This is a genomic window from Desulfovibrio sp. (genome assembly GCF_019422935.1).
Taxonomy (GTDB): Bacteria; Desulfobacterota; Desulfovibrionia; order Desulfovibrionales; family Desulfovibrionaceae; genus Desulfovibrio.
Genome location: NZ_JAHZCJ010000003.1, coordinates 118,286 through 136,861, shown reverse-complemented (window position 1 = coordinate 136,861; position 18,576 = coordinate 118,286). Strand labels below are relative to the sequence as shown.

Sequence of the window (18,576 nt, the reverse complement as noted above, 5' to 3'; positions counted from 1 at the left end):
TTCGAGGCAAGGATTTTCCTGAAAATCCTTGCAGAGCAGTAAAACAGAGGCAGACTATAGGGCAAAGCGCCTTTGCGGGCAAGGTTACGGGCCGTGATGCGCAAAGCGCGGATAAACCGAAAAAGTCCCGCCCTGCGCGGGTATTTGGGGCGGCATCTTGACATGGCGCGGGCAACACGCCAGAGTGACGGAGTTTTTTGAAATGCCGCCGCCGGATGGCCATTCATAGGCTGAAAACCGCGCAGGCCGCAGATATTGCAGAAACCCAGCATGAAGAAGGAGATCGCATGAGCCAGCATTCCGCCCCTTACGGCATTCCTGACAGCAAGGGCTTTTTTGGGGCCTATGGCGGGCAGTTCGTACCCGAGCCTCTCAAGGCCCGTCTGGACGAAGTGGCCGAAGCCATGAAGGCCGCCGAGGCGGATCCGTCCTTCCAGAAAGAGCTGGATTATCTTTGCTCCCACTACACGGGGCGGCCCAATCCGGTATTTCACTGCGCCAACCTGAGCCGTCACCTTGGCGGTGCGCAGATATGGCTCAAGCGCGAAGACCTCAACCATCTGGGCGCGCACAAGATCAACAATACCCTTGGACAGTGCCTGCTGGCAAAACGCATGGGCAAGAAGCGCGTAATCGCAGAAACCGGCGCAGGCCAGCACGGTGTCGCCACAGCGGCCACAGCAGCCCTGATGGGGCTGGAATGCACCATCTGCATGGGTGAAGTGGATATGGAGCGCCAGCACCTCAATGTCATCCGCATGGAGATGCTCGGTTCGCGCGTGGTGGCTGCCAAGAGCGGCCAGCGTACCCTCAAGGAAGCTGTGGACGAAGCTCTGGGCAAATGGATTGAAGATCCCGAAATGTTCTATGTGCTGGGTTCTGCCGTTGGCCCGCATCCGTATCCTTATATGGTGCGCGTTTTTCAGTCTGTGGTGGGGCGCGAGGCCCGCGCCCAGATGATGGCCGAAACTGGCCGCCTGCCCGATGCCTGCCTTGGTTGCGTGGGCGGCGGCTCCAACGCCATCGGCCTGTTTGCGGGCTTTCTTGACGATGCGGACGTGCGCCTTTTGGGCGTGGAACCCGGCGGTCGTGGCAACAGCTACGGTGAGCATGCCGCATCCCTCTGCCTGGGTGAACCCGGCGTCATGCACGGTTTCAACTCCTACATGATTAAGGATCCTGCGGGCGAGGCGGGCGAAGTGTATTCCATTTCTGCCGGGCTTGATTATCCCTCTGTGGGGCCGGAACACGCCCTGCTCAAGGATATGGGCCGCGCCGAATACGTCAGCGTGACGGACAAGGAAGCCTTGGACGCATTTTTTGCCCTTTCGCGGCATGAAGGCATCATCCCGGCGCTGGAATCTTCCCACGCGCTGGCCCACGCCATGAAGATGGCCCCCAGCATGCCTGTGGACGGCATTTTGCTGGTGAACCTCTCTGGTCGTGGCGACAAGGACGTGGCCCAGGTTGCCGAAATGATGCAGAAGGGTCTGATTTAGGGCAATTCTTAAAATTGCTCTGGCGGCTGCGCGAACAAGCGCCCGCCAGTTTTTCAGGAGGAGCGCGGGGGATGGAAGCCTATTGGCTTTTCCCCCGCACTTGCTTTTTTTCTTTAACTCCCCATTCTTTTGTCATGCAGAAGCCTGAATCATCCAGCATTCCCCTTACTCCCGGCGTTTACCTTTACAAGGACGCCAAGGGCCGCATTATCTATGTGGGCAAGGCGCGCGTGCTGCGCCGCCGGGTGCTCTCCTATTTTCGGCCTGAGGGGCTGCCCGCCAAAACGCGGGCCATGCTTTCGCATGCAGAGAGCATCGAGTATCTGACCACCACCACGGAAAAAGAGGCACTGCTGCTGGAAGCCAGTTGCATCAAAAAGCACAGGCCGCACTACAACATCGTGCTGCGCGACGACAAGCAGTACGTGCTTTTTCGCATCAATCCCAAGCACCCCTTTCCCCGCCTGGAAATCGTGCGGCAGGCGCGGCGGGACGGCGCGCGTTATTTTGGCCCGTTCACGTCCGCTCTGGCGGCGCGCGAAACGTGGAAGCTCATCCACCGCGCCTTTGCCCTGCGGCGCTGCACCGACAAGGCCATGAAAAACCGTGTGCGCCCCTGCCTGTATCATTTTATGGGGCAATGCCCCGCGCCCTGCATGGGCTTGGTGACATCGCAGGAATATAACGAAAACGTGCGCAAGGTGACGGATCTGCTCCAGGGGCGCTCTGCCGAGCTGCTTGGCGGGCTGCGCGCCGCCATGGAACAAGCCTCCGAAGAACTGGAATTTGAGAGGGCCGCCAGTCTGCGCGACCAGATCCGCGCTGTGGAGAGCACTGTTGAACGGCAGGCCGCCGTGCTGCCCGGCGGCGGCGACATGGACGTGGTTGGCCTGTTTTCAGCGGACAAGGGGCTGGCGCTGGGGCTTATCTTTGTGCGCAGCGGGGCCGTGACGGACGGACGGGCCTTTTACTGGTCGGGCCTGACTTTTGAAGACGCGCCGGAGCTTTTGTGGTCGTTCATGGGGCAGTATTACAGCCAGGCCACGCCGCCCCCACGTATATTGTTGCCCTGGATTCCCTCCGATCAGGAAGAGGAGCCGGGGGAAGAGGGCACCAAGACAACTGATGAAAACGGGCAGGCCGGCGATAGTGGACAGGCAGGCGAAAGCGGCGCATCAACCCGCGAAACCCTGGAGCAGACTCTTGCAGACCGCCGGGGCGGAGCAGTGCGCATTGTGCCGCCGCAGAATGCGGGCGATAACCAGCTCATAGACCTTGCGCAGTCAAACGCGCGGGAGGAAGCCCGCCGTCAGGAACAGAAGACGGATCAGAACATTCTGGAGCGTCTGGCAAAGGCCCTGCACCTGCCCGGCCCGCCCATGCGGATTGAATGCGTGGACGTGTCCCACACCGGTGGGCAGCAGACCCGCGTGGGCATGGTTGTTTTTGAGGACGGCAAGCCCGAACGCTCGCAGTATCGGGCCTATGCCATGCCCGACAGCGGAGATGACTACGCAACCCTGTATGCCTGGGTGACGCGTAGAATTGAGAGCGGCCCGCCGTGGCCCGATTTGCTGTTGATAGACGGCGGGCGCGGGCAGCTCGGTTCCGTGCAGCGCGCCCTGCGCGAGGCAGGACAGGAAGACCTGTTCGCCCTCGCGGCCATTGCCAAGGCCAGGGATGAGGAGGGCCATGCCGACCGCCGCGCTGGCAATGTGGCTGACAGAATTTTTGTGCCCAACCGCGCAAATCCGCTGCCCCTGCGCGAGGGCGGCCCGGAACTGCTGTTTTTGCAGAACGTGCGCGACAACACCCACCGCTTTGCCATTGGCCGACACCGCAGGGCGCGGCAGGGTGCGGCACTGTCTGGCGAGCTGATGCGTCTGCCGGGTATCGGCCCTGCCACGGCGCGTTTGCTGTGGGACAACTTTGGTAGCGTTGAGGCCATGCGGGCCGCAGGGGTGGAGGATTTGTGCAGGATTCCCGGCATCGGCCCTGCCAAGGCCGCTCTGCTGCGCGAAAAGTTACGCGGTCTGGATTGATGGCCGCAGGCACTGACGACTGCTTACAAAAAAAGCCCCGGAAGGGGCTTTTTGCATATATGAGCGCGCTACGGCGAGGGGCGTTATTTGCCCCAGAGCAGCATCAGGGGATGCGCAGGCTGGAGTTCTTCAATGGGGATTTCCACCTTCTGCGCGCCAGCCATGCCAGGGGCCACCTGATAGGGCTGAAAGTTGATGCGTATGCCCGAGGGCGTCAGGGTCAGGCTGGCGAAGTTTTCCGGCACGGGATTAAGACCTGTGCGCAGGTACTGCTCCTGACGCATGCCGCCCAGACGCTGGAAAAGCTCCCTGCGCGACCATGCGGACATGATGGCAAGGGCCGCGTCCGGGTCTTCAAAAATATCCACCAGCCCAAGGCGTTGGCCTGTCAGCAGGCTGTAGTTCAGGGTCATGATGTCCAGATTGCCTTGCGAGCCGCCCGTGTATGTCCAGACTTCAAAGGTGATGCTCAGTGCCTTGTCCGAAGGATGGCTGACGGAGTAGGAACACCACAGTTCAGGAACGGGGCGGTTTTCATCCGGGTACAGACCGGGCGAATTGAAGGTTTCTTCAAAGGCGTCGGCTATGCCCGTGGCCCATTCGCGGATATTGGCATCTATAGTGCGAATGCCCAGGGAAGGATAGCTGAGGTTGATATCCGGCTTGTCTTCACGGTTGGTGCGCACAATCTGGTGTTCAATGATGCCAGGGCGGCGAGAACCGGAAATGATGGCTGCCGCGGTTTTTTTGTCGGTTTTGTCCACAGCGTCCGGCGCTGGCGCTGCATCTGCCCCGGCAGGGGTGTCCGCTACGGCAGGGCTGTCTTTGCCCGCATTGGCTGAGGGCTGAGGGGGCTGGCCTGCACCCGCATTGGGGTCGGCAGCGGCGGCCAGCGAAGTGGGCGGCGCGTCCGCGGAATCCTTGTGGGCCGGTATTATTTTAATGCCCTGAACCGGAGTTTCAGCTTTTAGTGATCCCGCTGCCTGCACTTCGGGCAGGCGGGCGGCAAGGGAGGCTTGCGCGTATGCCAGCAGCGGCAAAAGCAGAAGCAGAAAAAAGACTAGGCGGGGCATATTCATCCATTGTAGCGGTCAGACTTTTCTGACCGACGGGGTTTTGCGGCAAAGCCCGCATGTGCTGGCACAGGAACACATGCGGGCGGTAAATACAATAGCTTTAAACCTTGAATCCTTCACGCAGGCGCAGAAGGCCACGCCAGTTTCTGAGCAGCAGCACCGCCGCCAGCACCAGATACACCTGCGCAAAGAAATAGTGCAGGCGTAAAGGATCGTGCGCAAGACCCAGCAGGGCTTCAACCTGGGTGTCATAGAGCGGCGAGAGCAACTGGGCTGCAAACAGGATGAACAGCCACAGGGCCTCGCGTACATGCAGGCGCAGATCCACCAGCAGGGCCACGGCAAAAAGGGACTGCCCGGCGGTCAGTAGTATTTCCTGAAACTGGTGAGTGTCAAGGTTTATGGAAGGCGAAAGCGAGCCGGATGATGCGGCGTAGACGCCGGGGATCATGCCGACAAGCAGGGTCCACTGGTTGAGCTTGGACGAAAGCAGGCTGCCCAGAGCCAGAGAAGCATTGCCCCTTGCGGCAAACATGAGGGCAATGATGAATTCGGGCGACTCCGAGGCAAGAGGCGCAAGCCACTGCACAAGCAAAAATTCGTTGATGCCAAGCAGTTTCCCGCTGGCAACCAGGCTTTCGCTGAAGGGTTCGGCATTGCACAGAATGACCAGCGCCGAAAAAAGGAAAATAAAAATAACGCTGCGCAGGCGCACCTTTTTGGCAAAGTGGGCCAGCAGGGCTGCGGGGCCTTCGGGGTCTTCCTCCTCCACGGGTCTGCGGGCGATGATGCAGATGTACCAGATGTAGATGCCCAGCAGCACGACGCCGTCAACCCATGTCAGCGAACCCTTGAGCGGAATAAACAGGGCGTAAATGGTCGCCAGGCCGAGAAAGAGCACGTCCGTGCGTTTGTCGTCCGGCAGGGAAACGCCCGTATGAAACCGTCTGGCAAAAACAAGCACAATGGACGACCAGCCCACGCCGATGAGCAGCCTGTTGGCCCCGGTCATGTTGGCAATGGCGTAGTGGGAGTACGCGCTCTCGGGGTGCTGGCCCGCCATCCAGGTAAAGTACATGTCCACGGCGTATTCCGGCAGAACGGCGATAAAAGCCACAACAGCAACGGCCACCGCCTGCGGAATGTCCATCTGGGCGACTTCACACGCCCAGGTGAGCAGAAAGGATGCGCCCAGAATCGCCATGCCCGAAAGCAGGGCCACCAGAAGCGGTGAAACGTCTGGGTGCAGAAAACGCAGCCCAATGCCTGGCAGGGTCATACCCACGGCAATGATGTAGGGGCGCAGTGCGCGAATTGTCATGCTGTTCTCCTTAAAAATAAAAAAGACCTTGGCGATGTAACGCCAAGGTCTCACTAATCGGCTATACCGACGGCGACACCAGGCCATGAGGCCATGCTGTTGATGTCGCCCGGGTTTCAAGAACCCAGTTACTCCCCTTGAACCGTCAAAATAGACGTTGTTTATGGTGCTGTCAACAATTCCACCCGGCGTTCAGCGGCTTGCAGCGCGCAAAATCCGGGGCGCAGGCTTTGCTGCCCGACCCCTGCGCCGCATTGTTGCAAGAGGGCAGGCGGCACTTGCCAGTATGGGTGCCTGCGGCTAAAGTGACGGTGAATTATGTGCCGGTGTAATCGGCCAGCCTAGGAGCTTTTTGTGAACATTACTTGTCCGCGTTGCGGTTTCAGCCGCGAATTGCCCGCCGATCGTCTGCCCTCCAAGGCAGTTATAGCCACATGCCCGCACTGCGCCTGCCGGTTCCGTCTGGTTCCCGGCGTTGGCGTCATGGATGTTTTGTCCGAACCCGAACAACCCGTTGAAAATTCTGCGCATAACGGTGATTCCGAAGCCTCCGCTCTGCGGCCTGAAAATTTGGGTGCGGAACAGCATGGGCGGGGAGCCTGGCAGTCGGGCGATGATGACCCATTGCCCCCTGGGGCCATTGTTCCCGGCCATTCCGTGCAGAAATCCTCCCATTCTGATGACGAACGGGGCGAAAGCCGTGAACCCGAGCAAAAGCCGCAGTCTGGCAGGCCGTTCCCCCGCAAGAATGCTGAGGAAGAAAAGCATATAGGCAACCTGTGGGGGCTGCTGGGCGGCAAAAATATTTTTGGCCAGCGTGACGACAAGAGCAGTGAAACGCGCACCGGCGGCCGGGATGACGACAATCAGCAGAAACGCAACTCGCAGCGCGGGCTTTTTGGCCCGGCTGACGATGATGCTGATGACAGCCGTAATGCCAGCGCGGCCTATGCGCGTGAATCTGCGCGTTTTGAAAACGACCGCGAAGACAACCATGGCGATGGTCAGCACGGCCCAGCCAATCCCTGGGAGGCAGCGCCCGAGCCGGATGGCTGGATACCCGCCTTTTACCACACCTGTATGCGGGTCATGTTTGGCGCGCACAACTTTTTTGCCCATATGCGGGCCGAATCCTCGCAGGTGCGGCCGCTGGTGTTCTATTTGGTCATCAGCGTTATTCAGGTTGTTATTGAAAGGGTGTGGTCGGGCATCTTTCTTTCGCTCATGGCCCCAAGCGCCGCTTCTGACCCCGAGCTGGAAAAAATGCTCATACTGCTTTCTCCCCAGCTCAGCCTGCCCATGACCATCCTGATCAAAACAGGCGTTTCTGTGGTGCAGCTCTATGTGCTGACGGCGCTGATGCATTTTACCTATGGCTTCATAACTGGCAAACGGCCCGAATTTTCTCTGGTGTTTCAGGTGGCGGCCTATGCGGCGGCCCCTTCGCTGCTGTGCGTGGTGCCCCTGCTGGGCTCCATTGTGGGCTTCATCTGGATGATTGCCTGCGTCCTTGTGGGGTGCCGCACGGTTCTTAATCTTACGTGGCCGCAGACCTTCATGGGCTTTGCCCCTGTTGTGCTGCTGCTCGCGCCGCTGTTGTTGCAGGTGATGAAGGCTGCCCAATTCTGAGGATTGCCATGGCCCGCTTTTGGCGAAGAATTGCGCTATTCTGGCATGAATTTCGCAATTGTCGTAAATATGGCGCAAGCATCAGGCCAGACACCATTCGCGCCAAGGCCGAAGACCTTGGGCATCTGGCGGAACTGGCCGGAAGAAGCATTGCGCTGACGGAAGCGGAGTCGCTCCATCTGGCCCAGCTGGAGCGGGAAATGCGCAGCCTTGTGCAGATGACCCGCCAGAGCTCGTTTTGCACCATCCCGGCAGAAAAACGCCGCGATCTGCACGACAGTCTGGCGCAGACCAGGGAAAAGCTGCTCGATTCCATGCAAAACGCATGTCTGGCCTCGGAGAAAACGCAATGAACCATCTGTATACCCGGTTTTGCGGCTTGGGCGGCGCGGGGTCGCGCCAGCGCGGGCCTCTTGCGCTGGTGCTGGTCACAGCTGCGATTCTGGCAACGCTTTTGTTCACGCTCCTCGGCGGCTGTTCTTCGCCGCCAGACGACAGCCGCAGGTCGGTGAGTGTCACTGGCGACTTCGGTACGCCTTTTCAGTTTCAGATAAACAACTTTGTGCGCCGTCAGCCTCCTGCCATTTACGTGGCGCCGCAGATGGTTCTGGGGCGGCGCCCACGTGCCCTGTTCGTGCCCTTGCGTGCCACGCAGCAGATAGCCAATGCCGTGAGCTTCAGCGAGATGCTTTCGCGGCAGGTCTGGCAGGTCTGGCTTTCGCTCAATGCCTTTCAGGCTCTTGAGTATGCGCCGCAGGGCGCGCCGTACGAACCCTCCCGCGCCATAGCCCTGGCCCGCCAGCGCGGCGCGGAAATGGTGGTCGGGGGTTACATCAATCACTACATGGACGGCGGCAGCACTGGCTCCAGCTCGCTTTCGCTGGCTATGGAAGTCTATGACGCGCGTTCCGGCACCTTGCTCTGGTCCATGGCGCAGGGCGGGCTGATGGAAGCCCGGCAGGTGCATGATTTTTATCTTTTCTCCATCAGAGAGCGCAACCCCGGCGACCCCTCGGGCTTTATCGCCCGCTCGCTGGCGTGGGATATGGGCCGTGAAGTGCTGGCCTGGGTTGATCCTTCGTCCAAGGAAAAGTCGTTCTGGGATACGGTATTTGGCTCCAAGGCCTTTTAGGCGTATACCAATCCGTTGCCGTCCCTCATATGACGCAGTGATTGTACTTTTTTGAACTTTCTGCGGAGTGGACAACTGTAGCGTCAGGTTTGCTTTGTAGGTGTGTTTGCCGTGTAAAAAAGGATACTGTCAGCAATATCTGACAGATAAAGTTTGTGGTGCGGCTTTGCCATTCTGTCTTTTGATTTTTTCGGTAAGGCAGTTTTGCCGCCGCCGATATGTTACAGCCCGCCATGCGGGTTTTGCCGTCAAGCTGGAGCGGGGTAGTGATGCCCCGCTCCTAACTTTTTGAGTGGTAAGGAAAAAGCTCTGTTTGACGAAGCCATTGTCACAGGGTAAGTAATAAGAAATACTAGGGCTGTTCACTCCGTCACAAGCAGTTTGCGCGCTGCGTTAGCGCGGCCGCATCCGTCTTGGCTCCGGCCTTTTGCAGTAAAGGGCCGCGCAGGTACGCGGGAACAGTTCCTTGCCGATCATTCCCCCAATGGATTTGGCTGAATGGGAAGCGGCAGAAAGGAGATCCGCCGTGTGCGCGAAGATGCAAGGTATTTATTTTGACAAGCAGGACAGGGACATCCTGGCTCTGGTCAACCGTATTCTGGAATCCGACGGCAAACAGTCGGACACATTCCTTTTTGATCCCAGCCTGCATCCGCACGGCATCAAGGAACTGGTGGCCTCGCCTGTGTCGCGCATGGCTTATGCCGTTATAAACCTGCTGCGCAACCTTCAGGCAGGCCGTACACAGGCTCGCGACCGTCTGCTTGCCCTCAAAACCCTGTATGATGAAGTGCTCAACAGCGCCCATTCGGCCCTGCGACGCAACACTGCGCGCGCCCTCATGCAGATCATGAAGAGCATGGTGCGCGCCCACGGCAACCAGCTTGAGCAGCTCAAGCTGGCGCACGATTTTCGTCGCACCGTGCAGGGAACGCCGCGCGTGGTGCGCCGCATGCTTGCGCGCTATCATCTGCCTGAAATGCCCGAAAGCTGGAATCAGCTCGCTTTTGACGACCATGTATATGACGCCAACACCAAGGGCCGCAAAACACCCACCCACCTGATCATGGACGCATGGATCAAGGGTATGCGTTCCCTTACTGTGGCCTATGAATACTGGGTGCAGCCCGAGGCAGCGCGCGAAATTCTGCGCGCAGCGGAAATCACCGGCATCGGCGTGCGTATTGGTCTGGAATTTCATCTGCCTTTTTACGGGCGTTTCATCAGTCTGTTCTGGATTCCCCGTGGTTTCAGCTCCAACGAGGATTTTCTGGAGTTTTTGCACAGCCCCAAGGTTGCCGAACTCATGAAGCGGGGCCGCGAGGTGCTGCGCTGGCGTCGTGAACGCGTGCTCGAAAGCCTTGCGCTCTGGAACGAAATCCAGCGCCCGCAGCTTGAAGCCCAGTGGGGAGTGCCTGTGCCGGAACTGACCGGCGAGGGTTTTTCGCGGCATGTGGGCCGGGGGCAGGCCTCTGGACTGCATCTTGCCGAGGCGCTGCATGCGCATGTGCAACCCTCACTGCGTGAACGCGCAGCCCTGTTGCTTGAGAGCGATAGCGAAGAGGCCAGGGCCGAACTGGTTTTTCTGGACAACCTGAGCGCTGAATACATCGCCGACCACTGGCTTTCGCCCCAGGAACACCCGGAAATGCCCGACCTCAACAAGCCCTGCGCGCACGGCGACCTGCCGCCGCTCATGCAGCTTTCTGTGGGCGACATTACCCGCGAGCTTTCGGAACTGAACCCCGGCTACCGCCTTGTGCTGACCACCAAGGGGCTGAGCGTGGAAGACGTGGCGGAGCTTTTGTGGGACAGCCGGGGCAGCATCAGTCATCTGGAAATTTTCAACATGCGCGGCTGGATGGAAGGCAAGCACTCCTGCCTCAAGGCCATCAGCGAGTTGCAGCAGGCCCTCAATGAAGGGCTTGGCCCGCGTGTGAAGCAGATGATCCGCACGATGGTGCGCCGTATGAGCACCCAGGACGAGGAGCGCGCGGCAAAGTTCCGCCATATTCTGCACAACGTGCCGAAATTGTGGGAGCACTATCGCAACAAGCCCCTTGGTTCACGCCTTGGCACAAGCTCGGTGAGCCGCGATTCCTACGGCATGGGTTTTGTGCTGCGCGAAACCCTGCCCGCCCGCAGCCGCAAATTTTACGCAAGGGATCAAAAACAGCCGGATATCCCCGTGTGTTCGCCGGTTGAAGAATGCGTGCGTTACAGCAAACCCCGCAATCCTTCGCCCTGGCAAAAAGCCTTGCGGCTGCTGCGCCATCTGCCCGGCTGCCGCCATATGGGCATGGAACGCCAGTCTGTGTGGAAGACCGCCAGCGTGGACTTTCGCATCTGCACCAAGGGCAACGTACTCAACCTTGGCGGTTTGAGCCTTGCCTGCGGCAACGGGCTGCTGGGCAAAACCTGCGAGAAAGGCAGCAGCGAACCCTTGGGGCCAGCCTATTTAAACAGTTTTGTGAGCAACTGCCTCAAGGTGCTCATGGGCTTCTGCCCGGCGTTCTTCTCCTTTATGTACACGCAGAACTGGTGGTTCCTCGCCTGGTGCGGTACCTTTATCTGGTTTGGCATTACGGGATTCCGCAACGTGGTGCAGATGGTCATGGCTGCCAAGGGGGCAACGCGTTCCACGCTCATTCACTGGAAAGATCAGGTCAACGTGAGCCGATTGTGCGATTCGCTCATGTTCACGGGTTTTTCGGTGCTGCTGCTCGAAATGCTGGTGCGCGTGCTGCTGCTCGACAAAACGCTCGGCATTACTGCCGCCCAGAACCCCTGGGTGGTGTTTGGCGTGCTCAGCCTTGTTAACGGCATTTATTTGTGCGCGCACAATGTGTTTCGCGGTTTTCCCAAAGAAGCGTCCATTGGCAATCTGTTTCGCAGCCTTCTGGCCATCCCGGTGTCGTCGCTGTACAACTGGGTGCTGTATCAGGTGGCCTTTCTGTTGGGGGTGGATAATCCTGCCATGTATCTTGTGCCGAGCGCTGCGGTTATTTCCAAAATGGCCTCGGATTCGGTTGCAGCTCTCATTGAAGGTTATGCCGACAGCCAGGTGAACCTGCGCATGCGCAGATGGGATTATCGCAGCAAGCTTGCCAATGTTTTTGACTGCTACACGCGGCTGGAATTGCTGTTCCCTGACGAAGATGCTCTGATCAAGCTGGCGAAATCCGGCGGCTTGCAGGGCAGCGGCGGGGTGATGGGCAAGGAGCTTGAACGGGCTTTCATCATTAACGCCCTTGACCTCATGTATATATGGTTCTACCAGCCCCGCGCGCAGGATGCCTTTCGGCAGATTGCCAGAGCCATGCCCGAGGCTGACCGCAACGTGCTTGCGCGGGCGCAGCTTGTGTTGACGCGAGAACGCGAGGTCAGCCAGATGCTGGTGGACGGATTGCTTGGACGTAATTTCTCCCGCCCACTGGCTTTTTATCTCGATAAGCGTAAAGAATATCTGAGGCGGTTAAGCCGCCTGTGCCGCCCCGGAAAGATGCGGGAGCCGGGAACCTTCTGACAACTGATCGTAGCTGATACCGGAAGGCCAGAGTAGGCAAAGGATAGCAAGGGAACAGGTCTTGCCTGCTACGCGGGCATCATCTGAATAAATCATACAGCGGGCGCGGCTTTTGCTTTTGCGCCGGGCACAGGGCGCTCCTGCCTGACAGGCAGCGCCAGTACACACCGGAAGTATGGGAACGACGCGGTTCCCGTCTTCAAACCACCGTTGCAGGTTCGCCTGCTCCGGTGGTTTTTTGTTGTTGCGGCAAAAGTACAATGCAAAACTGTTAGTCATCTGTTTTTTCACGGTTTTATTTTAAGCGAGTGCATTGTGTGGTCAATCAATCAAAGATGTGCTTGTGCAAAAAATAATTTTACACTCTAGTTGATTGTGCAAAAAAGAACATTTGAATGTGAAACTAAAAGGAAAAAAAGAACTAACCAAATGCTTTGTTATGCTTGCATTGGTTTTTTATATGGTATATTTTTTTCCACAGGAGTCTTTCATACTTACGACAGAGCATTTCGCACTGATATCGTTCTGTATAACAAAAGGAGTTACGAATGAGTACGGATCTTAAGAGCATGCATATGGGTCAGATCACCTCGTTCTTTATCCCCAACGTCACCCTGGTGGGCGAGGGATGTTCCAAAGAGATTCCTGCTCGATTGAAGAGCATCAATGGCGCGAAGCCGCTGGTTGTAACTGACCAGGGCATCGTTAATGCCGGTATCCTTAAAGTGATCACCGACATCCTTGATGCCGCCAAGATGAAGTATGCCATATACGATAAGACTATCCCGAACCCCACGGACAAAAACGTTGCAGAAGCTTTTGACCTCTACAAAAAGGAAAAGTGCGACAGCATCGTTACCCTTGGCGGCGGCAGCTCGCATGACTGCGGCAAGGGCGTGGGCTTTCTGGCAGGCAACGGTGGCAAGATTCATGACTATGAAGGCGTGGACAAGTCCAAAAAGCCCTTCCCCCCGTATGTTGCAGTGAACACCACCGCTGGCACCGCCTCTGAAATGACGCGCTTCTGCATTATTACCGACACCTCGCGCAAGGTGAAAATGGCCATTGTTGACTGGCGCTGTACCCCCAGCGTGGCCATTGACGATCCCGTCCTGATGATGGGCATGCCCCCGGCCCTGACTGCGGCCACGGGCATGGACGCCCTGACCCACGCTGTGGAAGCCTATGTTTCCACCGCCGCCACGCCCATGACCGATGCCTGCGCTGAAAAGGCCATGGAATACATCAACCGTTATCTGCGCCGCGCCGTTGCCAACGGCCGGGACAAGGAAGCCCGCGAAGGCATGTGCTATGCCCAGTATCTGGCTGGTATGGCTTTCAACAACGCCAGCCTCGGCCACGTGCACGCCATGGCTCACCAGCTTGGCGGCTTCTATGACCTGCCCCACGGCGAATGCAACGCCATCCTGCTGCCCCATGTGTGCGAATACAACCGCATCTCCAGCCGCCGCCGCTTTGGCCGCATTGCCCAGCTCCTGGGCGAACTCACCCAGGGCATCAGCGCTGACGAAGCCTCGCGCAAAGCCATCACCGCCATCAACATCCTGTCCAAGGACGTGGGTATCCCTGATGGCCTGGTCGCTCTTGGCAAGAAGTACGGCAAGGAAGTACGCGAAGCCGATATTCCCACCATGACCGCTAACGCCCAGAAGGACGCCTGCGGCCTTACCAACCCCCGCTCCATGACGGACGCGGCTGTGGCGGCTATCTACAAGGCGGCCCTGTAATACAGTGTCCTCCAGGATGTAGGTCGTTTGCCTGATCCCCCTTGGTGGGACAGGCCTGTGGCAGACATCACGGTATGAAAAACGGCGCGGGCTTTCCGCGCCGTTTTTCTTGCTTTGCATTGTGGTTTATGCCCCTCAGCTCCGAGTGCCTGACAGCAGTATGAAATGAAAAACTATGTGGCTTTGCTCCACAACAAAAAAAGCGGCATGGAATCCATGCCGCTTTTTGCGCGTTAAGGCAGCCCATGCCCGAGGGGCGGTGGCTCAGGGACGGATGACCTTGTCCGCGAGGTCAAGGCTCGTGACGATATCAAGCATGTTTGAGGTGTCGCCCACTTCCTTGGCCTCCAGCAGGCCAAAGTGCGCAAGGCAGGTGCCGCACACAAGCACAGAAACGCCATCGGCCGCCATTTTTTTAAGGGCGTCGAGCGCAGGGCCAGGCTGGGATGCCAGTTTGACGCCGCCGTTGATCAGCACAATGCGCCACAGCCGGGGGCCAAGCTCAGGCAGGGTTGCCACAAAATTGCCCATGAGTTTTGCGCCCAGCCCGTCATCGCCACGGCCAATGGTCTCAGTGGTGATGAGCACCAGCGTCCGGTTGGTTTCACCTAAGGGGCGGGAAGCTTCCGCAGCCTGCTGCGGGGCGGATGCCGCAGCTTCATCGGCGCTTGCCGTTATGCGCCAGCAGTCGGGGCCTTCCTGACTGGTCGCAACGGCAAAGCCGCGACCTTCCAGAAAACGCCGCACATTTTCCCGTGCAGGCTCGTTGTCTACCAGCACTTCAAGGGCGGCTGCTCCTGCTGCCAGTGCGTCGCGGGCGCGCATGACGGGCTGGGGGCAGGCCAGCCCTCTGCAATCAAATAGTTTCATGGATATCCTCCTATTCATGATATCTGCGATTTACAACTATTAGGGGTAAGGGTAGTTAGAAAAAAGCCGATAAGCAAGATAAACTAAGGTAGGCATATATGGGCATTGTGCTGCAGGTAGTAATCATTGCCGCTTTGGGCGGTTTGGCCGTTTTGGGCGGTATACAGGGGATGAGCTGGCTGGTGGTCGGCATTATTTTTGTCTGCGCCGGTGCAAACATCTGGCTCTGGCTGAGCGGGCGTTCCCGTGCCGCCCGTCTGGCGCAGTATCTGGACGCTCAGACATCATCGCCATCTGCTGATGACAATGTGGAACAGCGGGCCATGCAGTGCATTGAAAGCCTGCGTGAAACGCTGAAAACCAAGGCGGACGCTCAGGTTGTGGAATCCTTGCAGGCGCAGAACAGCGAACTCGCCAAGCAGCTCAAGGAATCTGAGGAACTTGTCGTAACCTTGCGAGGACGGCGCGAAAAGGGCGTTATCGCTCTGCACAAGGCCCATGCGGTGTGCACCAGACTTTCTGGCGACATGCGCAAGCTTGCCAGCCTCATTACGGACGTGAACGGCGGCGTTGCCGTGCAGCGCGACAGACTTGTGGAAACAGGCGCGGCTATGGAGCGCGTGGCCGATTCTGCCAGTCAGGCCTCCCTGCGTGTGCGTGAACTCTCGGAAAACGCCCAGAATTCAAGCGCCAGCGCCGCCACGGGCGAGCAGGAAGTGGAAGGCGCGGTTGGCTCCATTGACAGTGTGCGCGACACCATCGTGCAACTCAAGGAAGCCATGGCCGGGCTGGGCGAAAAAGCCAGCAATATCGGTCAGGTTATGAGCGTCATCAACGAAGTGGCAGACCAGACCAATCTGCTGGCCCTCAACGCCGCCATTGAAGCGGCGCGCGCTGGCGAGGCCGGGCGCGGATTTGCCGTGGTGGCCGACGAAGTGCGCAAGCTGGCTGAAAAAACCATGGGCGCCACCAAGGAAGTCGAGGAGGCCGTTAAGGCCATTCAGGATGAAACCCGGCGCAATGTGCTGACTGTGGACAAGGCCGCGCAATTGAGCGTGGACGCGGCAGACAAGGCCACCAATGCCGGTGATGTGATGCGTGCTATTCTGCAAAGCATGGCGGATACCGCCGGGCACCTCGCCAGCATCGCTGCCGGTGCCGCTGAGCAGTCCGAGCAGAGCACTGGAACCAGCGGTGCGCTGGAAGAAGTCCGAGATGTGGCAGAAAGCACCTCCAAAAACATGGAGATGTTTACGGCCTCGTTGCTGACCTTCCAGAGCGGCATGGAAGAGCTGGATATGATCGTCAACGCGCTTGTTGCAGGCGACTTTGACCAGGCCCTTTCCGACAAGTTCGTGGAGTGGACGCCCAAGCTCGAGCTGCATGTGCCCCTGGTGGACAGGGAGCACAAACTCCTTGTGGAGTATATCAACGAACTGCATCAGGCCATGACGCACAACAAGCCCGTGACTGAAATGATCACGGTGCTCAAGAAGCTGCGCGACTACACGGCCACCCACTTTGGCGATGAAGAAAGGCTGTTCAATGTTCCCGCTTACAAGGCCGCAACGGAACACATGAAGATCCATAAAAAGTTTGTTGCCAAGCTGGATGAGGTGGAAGATCAGTTGCGCATGGGCACCGCTACCGTGAGCATGGATCTGCTGACCTTTCTTAAGGATTGGTTGGTGCAGCACATCATGGGCACAGACCCCACCTATCTGCCCTACCTCAAGCCTGAGGACAAGGAACCCGCGGAAAAGCGGTAGTCATAAAATCGAAGATGTTTTGTATACGCAAAGAAGCCCCGAAAGGGGCTTCTTTGCGTGTGTGCAGAACCCGAAAAACAGGGGGCGCGTCAAATTTGGGCTGTCCTACGCGGGCCAGCTGCCCTCGCGGAGCCTGCGCATACCTTCTTCACCCACATAGCGGCGCAACTGTTTGTCGGGTGCGTTGAGCAGATCCACCACCAGCAGGGCATCAAGGGTGCCAAAGGTTCTGTCTTCGTGAAAGGCGGCAATGCGCCCGCCCAGTTGCAGGTAGTGTTTAAAAAGTATGGGCAGGGTGCGCCCGCCCTCCATCTGTCGTACCAGTGCGTTGACAGACTTGTAATCAAGATGCTGGGCAAAGGGCAGCTCTTGGCGCAGTTTGCGGGGCTGTTTGCCACGTACCATGCTTGCCAGAGGGGTATCCCAATGGCGCAGGCGCAGGTGCCGCCAGAGCAGGTCTACCGATTGCGGGCGGTAGTTGAGGCCAATGCTGGCCGGGCCAAAAAGGGTGCGTACGCCATTGCGCAGGGCCATCTGCCCAATGCCCTTCCACAGCAGAAGCAGGGGCGTGTAATCGCGCTGGTATTCGGGGCAGACAAAGGCGCGCCCCAGTTCCAGTGCATTGCCGCACTGGTGGAAAAATTCCGGCTCGTATTCAAAGAGCGAGGCAGTGTAGAGGCGTTTTTTGTCATACTGCCAGGTTCCTTCTGGCCGCACCACGCGTGCCCGGTATGAACCGGCAATGTTTTTGCCTTCTTCGTCCATGAGCAGAAGGTGTGAATACAGGGGGTCGTAGCGGTCGGTATCTCGCGCCTGTCCCGATCCTTCACCCAGCGCGCGGAAGGCCTCTTCGCGCCTTCTGGTCAGTTCGTCCAGCAACAGGGGTGATTCATCGCCCTCAAGCAGATAGACGCAGTAGCGGCCTTCGCGGGCCAGCATGCGGTTTTCCGGCAAGGCGGCAAGGCTGACCATTATATCCATCTTGGCAGCGGCAGGGGCCAGGGGCTGGCAGTTGGCTGCGTGCCCGGCTGCGCCGTGTTCAGAACCCAGAGCAGAACGGCAAAGCCCCAGACAGTGCGTGCGTTGCTCATGATCCAGCCCGGTCAGAATCTCTGCGGGGATGGCTTCGCCAACGATCATGCGGGCAGTGCTTCCCCTTTGTCTGAACAGGGTATTGGGCAACAGGGCCTCGCCCACGTTTCCCTTGAACGCTGTTGCGGCGATAAACAGGGGGTTTTGCCGTACGGACATATGCAAAGGAACAAAATTCAGGCCGGGAATATCGGCATTGCGCCCGCCAAGCCTGCTGAGCAGGCGCGACCATGGCTGTTCCGCAATGCCACGCCCCAATTGCCAGCGGGCCACGCACCCTGAGGGAAAAATACCCAGTGCGCCGCCTGACTGCAGGTGGGTCATGGCAGTGCGCAGCACCGCGGCGTTGGCGGCTGCGCCCCCAGATAGATTCAGGGGTAGCAGCATGGGGGCCAGCTGCGCCAGTTGGGGAATGCGCAGCAGTGCATCGCTGGCAAGAATTTTGAGGTCGGGACGCGCCTTGCCGCAGAGGGCTGCAAGCATCACCCCTTCAAGAGCGCCAGAGGGATGGTTGGCAAAAAGCACCACCGGCCCCTGGGCAGGGATGCGCTCCAGATCGCCGCGCAGGCATTCCGTACGCACATCCAACGCGGTGAGGCAGGCGGTGGCAAAGGTTTGAGGATCGCCGCACTGGGGCAGAGTGTCGGCCATTTTTTCCAACCTGGCAAAACCCGAAAGCTGACGGGCGAGGGCGCGGGCCAGCCGCCCGACGCTTCTGACCAGTGGGCGGCCAGGTGCAAGGGGTAAAATATCAGCATTGCCGGGCATGGGGATTCTCCTGTGCTTGGGCTGGGCATGCGCGTGGCATGCTCGGCTGGTTCCATTTCCTGCGCTCTGTGCGCGCCGGTCCGGGCGAGGGTAACATTGGGGAG

Annotated in this window: 12 protein-coding genes; 8 read left to right on the top strand and 4 right to left on the bottom strand. The window is 58.7% G+C overall.

Annotated features, from left to right (window positions below):
- Nucleotides 1–287: 287 nt before the first annotated feature.
- Entirely contained in the window at nt 288–1,499 is a 1,212-nt protein-coding gene (gene trpB, locus QZ383_RS05910; protein ID WP_291443857.1) for a tryptophan synthase subunit beta, read from the top strand.
- 134 nt (nt 1,500–1,633) lie between these two features.
- Nucleotides 1,634–3,541, top strand: a complete 1,908-nt coding sequence (gene uvrC, locus QZ383_RS05905; RefSeq protein ID WP_291443855.1) for an excinuclease ABC subunit UvrC — start codon at nt 1,634–1,636, stop codon at nt 3,539–3,541.
- Between the two features lie 83 nt (nt 3,542–3,624).
- Here uvrC and QZ383_RS05900 read toward each other — a convergent pair whose 3' ends face one another.
- A complete protein-coding gene (locus QZ383_RS05900) occupies nt 3,625–4,614 on the bottom strand; it encodes an RsiV family protein (RefSeq protein WP_291443853.1) in 990 nt (329 codons plus the stop codon).
- Between the two features lie 103 nt (nt 4,615–4,717).
- Nucleotides 4,718–5,938: a sodium:calcium antiporter gene (locus QZ383_RS05895; protein WP_291443851.1), complete on the bottom strand. Its 1,221-nt coding sequence runs from the start codon at nt 5,936–5,938 to the stop codon at nt 4,718–4,720.
- Nucleotides 5,939–6,292: 354 nt separating this feature from the next.
- Here QZ383_RS05895 and QZ383_RS05890 point away from each other — a divergent pair, with 354 nt between their 5' ends.
- From QZ383_RS05890 to QZ383_RS05870, 5 genes are all read left to right on the top strand, one after another.
- On the top strand, nt 6,293–7,567 hold the full coding sequence (locus QZ383_RS05890; protein WP_291443850.1) for a YIP1 family protein: 1,275 nt from the start codon (nt 6,293–6,295) through the stop codon (nt 7,565–7,567).
- A gap of 8 nt (nt 7,568–7,575) precedes the next feature.
- Nucleotides 7,576–7,920: a hypothetical protein gene (locus tag QZ383_RS05885; RefSeq protein WP_291443849.1), complete on the top strand. Its 345-nt coding sequence runs from the start codon at nt 7,576–7,578 to the stop codon at nt 7,918–7,920.
- Nucleotides 7,917–8,699 (top strand): hypothetical protein, encoded by a 783-nt coding sequence (locus tag QZ383_RS05880; protein WP_291443847.1) that lies wholly within the window; start codon nt 7,917–7,919, stop codon nt 8,697–8,699. Before QZ383_RS05885 ends, QZ383_RS05880 begins: the two co-directional genes overlap by 4 nt.
- Before the next feature lie 526 nt (nt 8,700–9,225).
- Nucleotides 9,226–12,225, top strand: coding sequence for a hypothetical protein (locus tag QZ383_RS05875; RefSeq protein WP_291443845.1), 3,000 nt, complete (start codon nt 9,226–9,228; stop codon nt 12,223–12,225).
- Nucleotides 12,226–12,773: 548 nt separating this feature from the next.
- A complete protein-coding gene (locus QZ383_RS05870) occupies nt 12,774–13,973 on the top strand; it encodes an iron-containing alcohol dehydrogenase (RefSeq protein ID WP_291443844.1) in 1,200 nt (399 codons plus the stop codon).
- A gap of 264 nt (nt 13,974–14,237) precedes the next feature.
- Here QZ383_RS05870 and yedF read toward each other — a convergent pair whose 3' ends face one another.
- The gene (gene yedF / locus QZ383_RS05865) at nt 14,238–14,843 is read right to left on the bottom strand and encodes a sulfurtransferase-like selenium metabolism protein YedF (RefSeq protein WP_291443843.1); all 606 of its coding nucleotides are present in this window, start codon (nt 14,841–14,843) and stop codon (nt 14,238–14,240) included.
- 98 nt (nt 14,844–14,941) lie between these two features.
- Between yedF and QZ383_RS05860 the strand changes: the two genes are divergently transcribed.
- Nucleotides 14,942–16,612 carry a bacteriohemerythrin gene (locus tag QZ383_RS05860; protein ID WP_291443841.1) on the top strand — a complete coding sequence of 557 codons (1,671 nt, stop codon included), beginning with the start codon at nt 14,942–14,944 and terminating at the stop codon, nt 16,610–16,612.
- A 105-nt stretch (nt 16,613–16,717) separates the two neighbouring features.
- Here QZ383_RS05860 and QZ383_RS05855 read toward each other — a convergent pair whose 3' ends face one another.
- Nucleotides 16,718–18,472, bottom strand: a complete 1,755-nt coding sequence (locus tag QZ383_RS05855) for a GNAT family N-acyltransferase (protein ID WP_291443839.1) — start codon at nt 18,470–18,472, stop codon at nt 16,718–16,720.
- Nucleotides 18,473–18,576 lie beyond the last annotated feature (104 nt).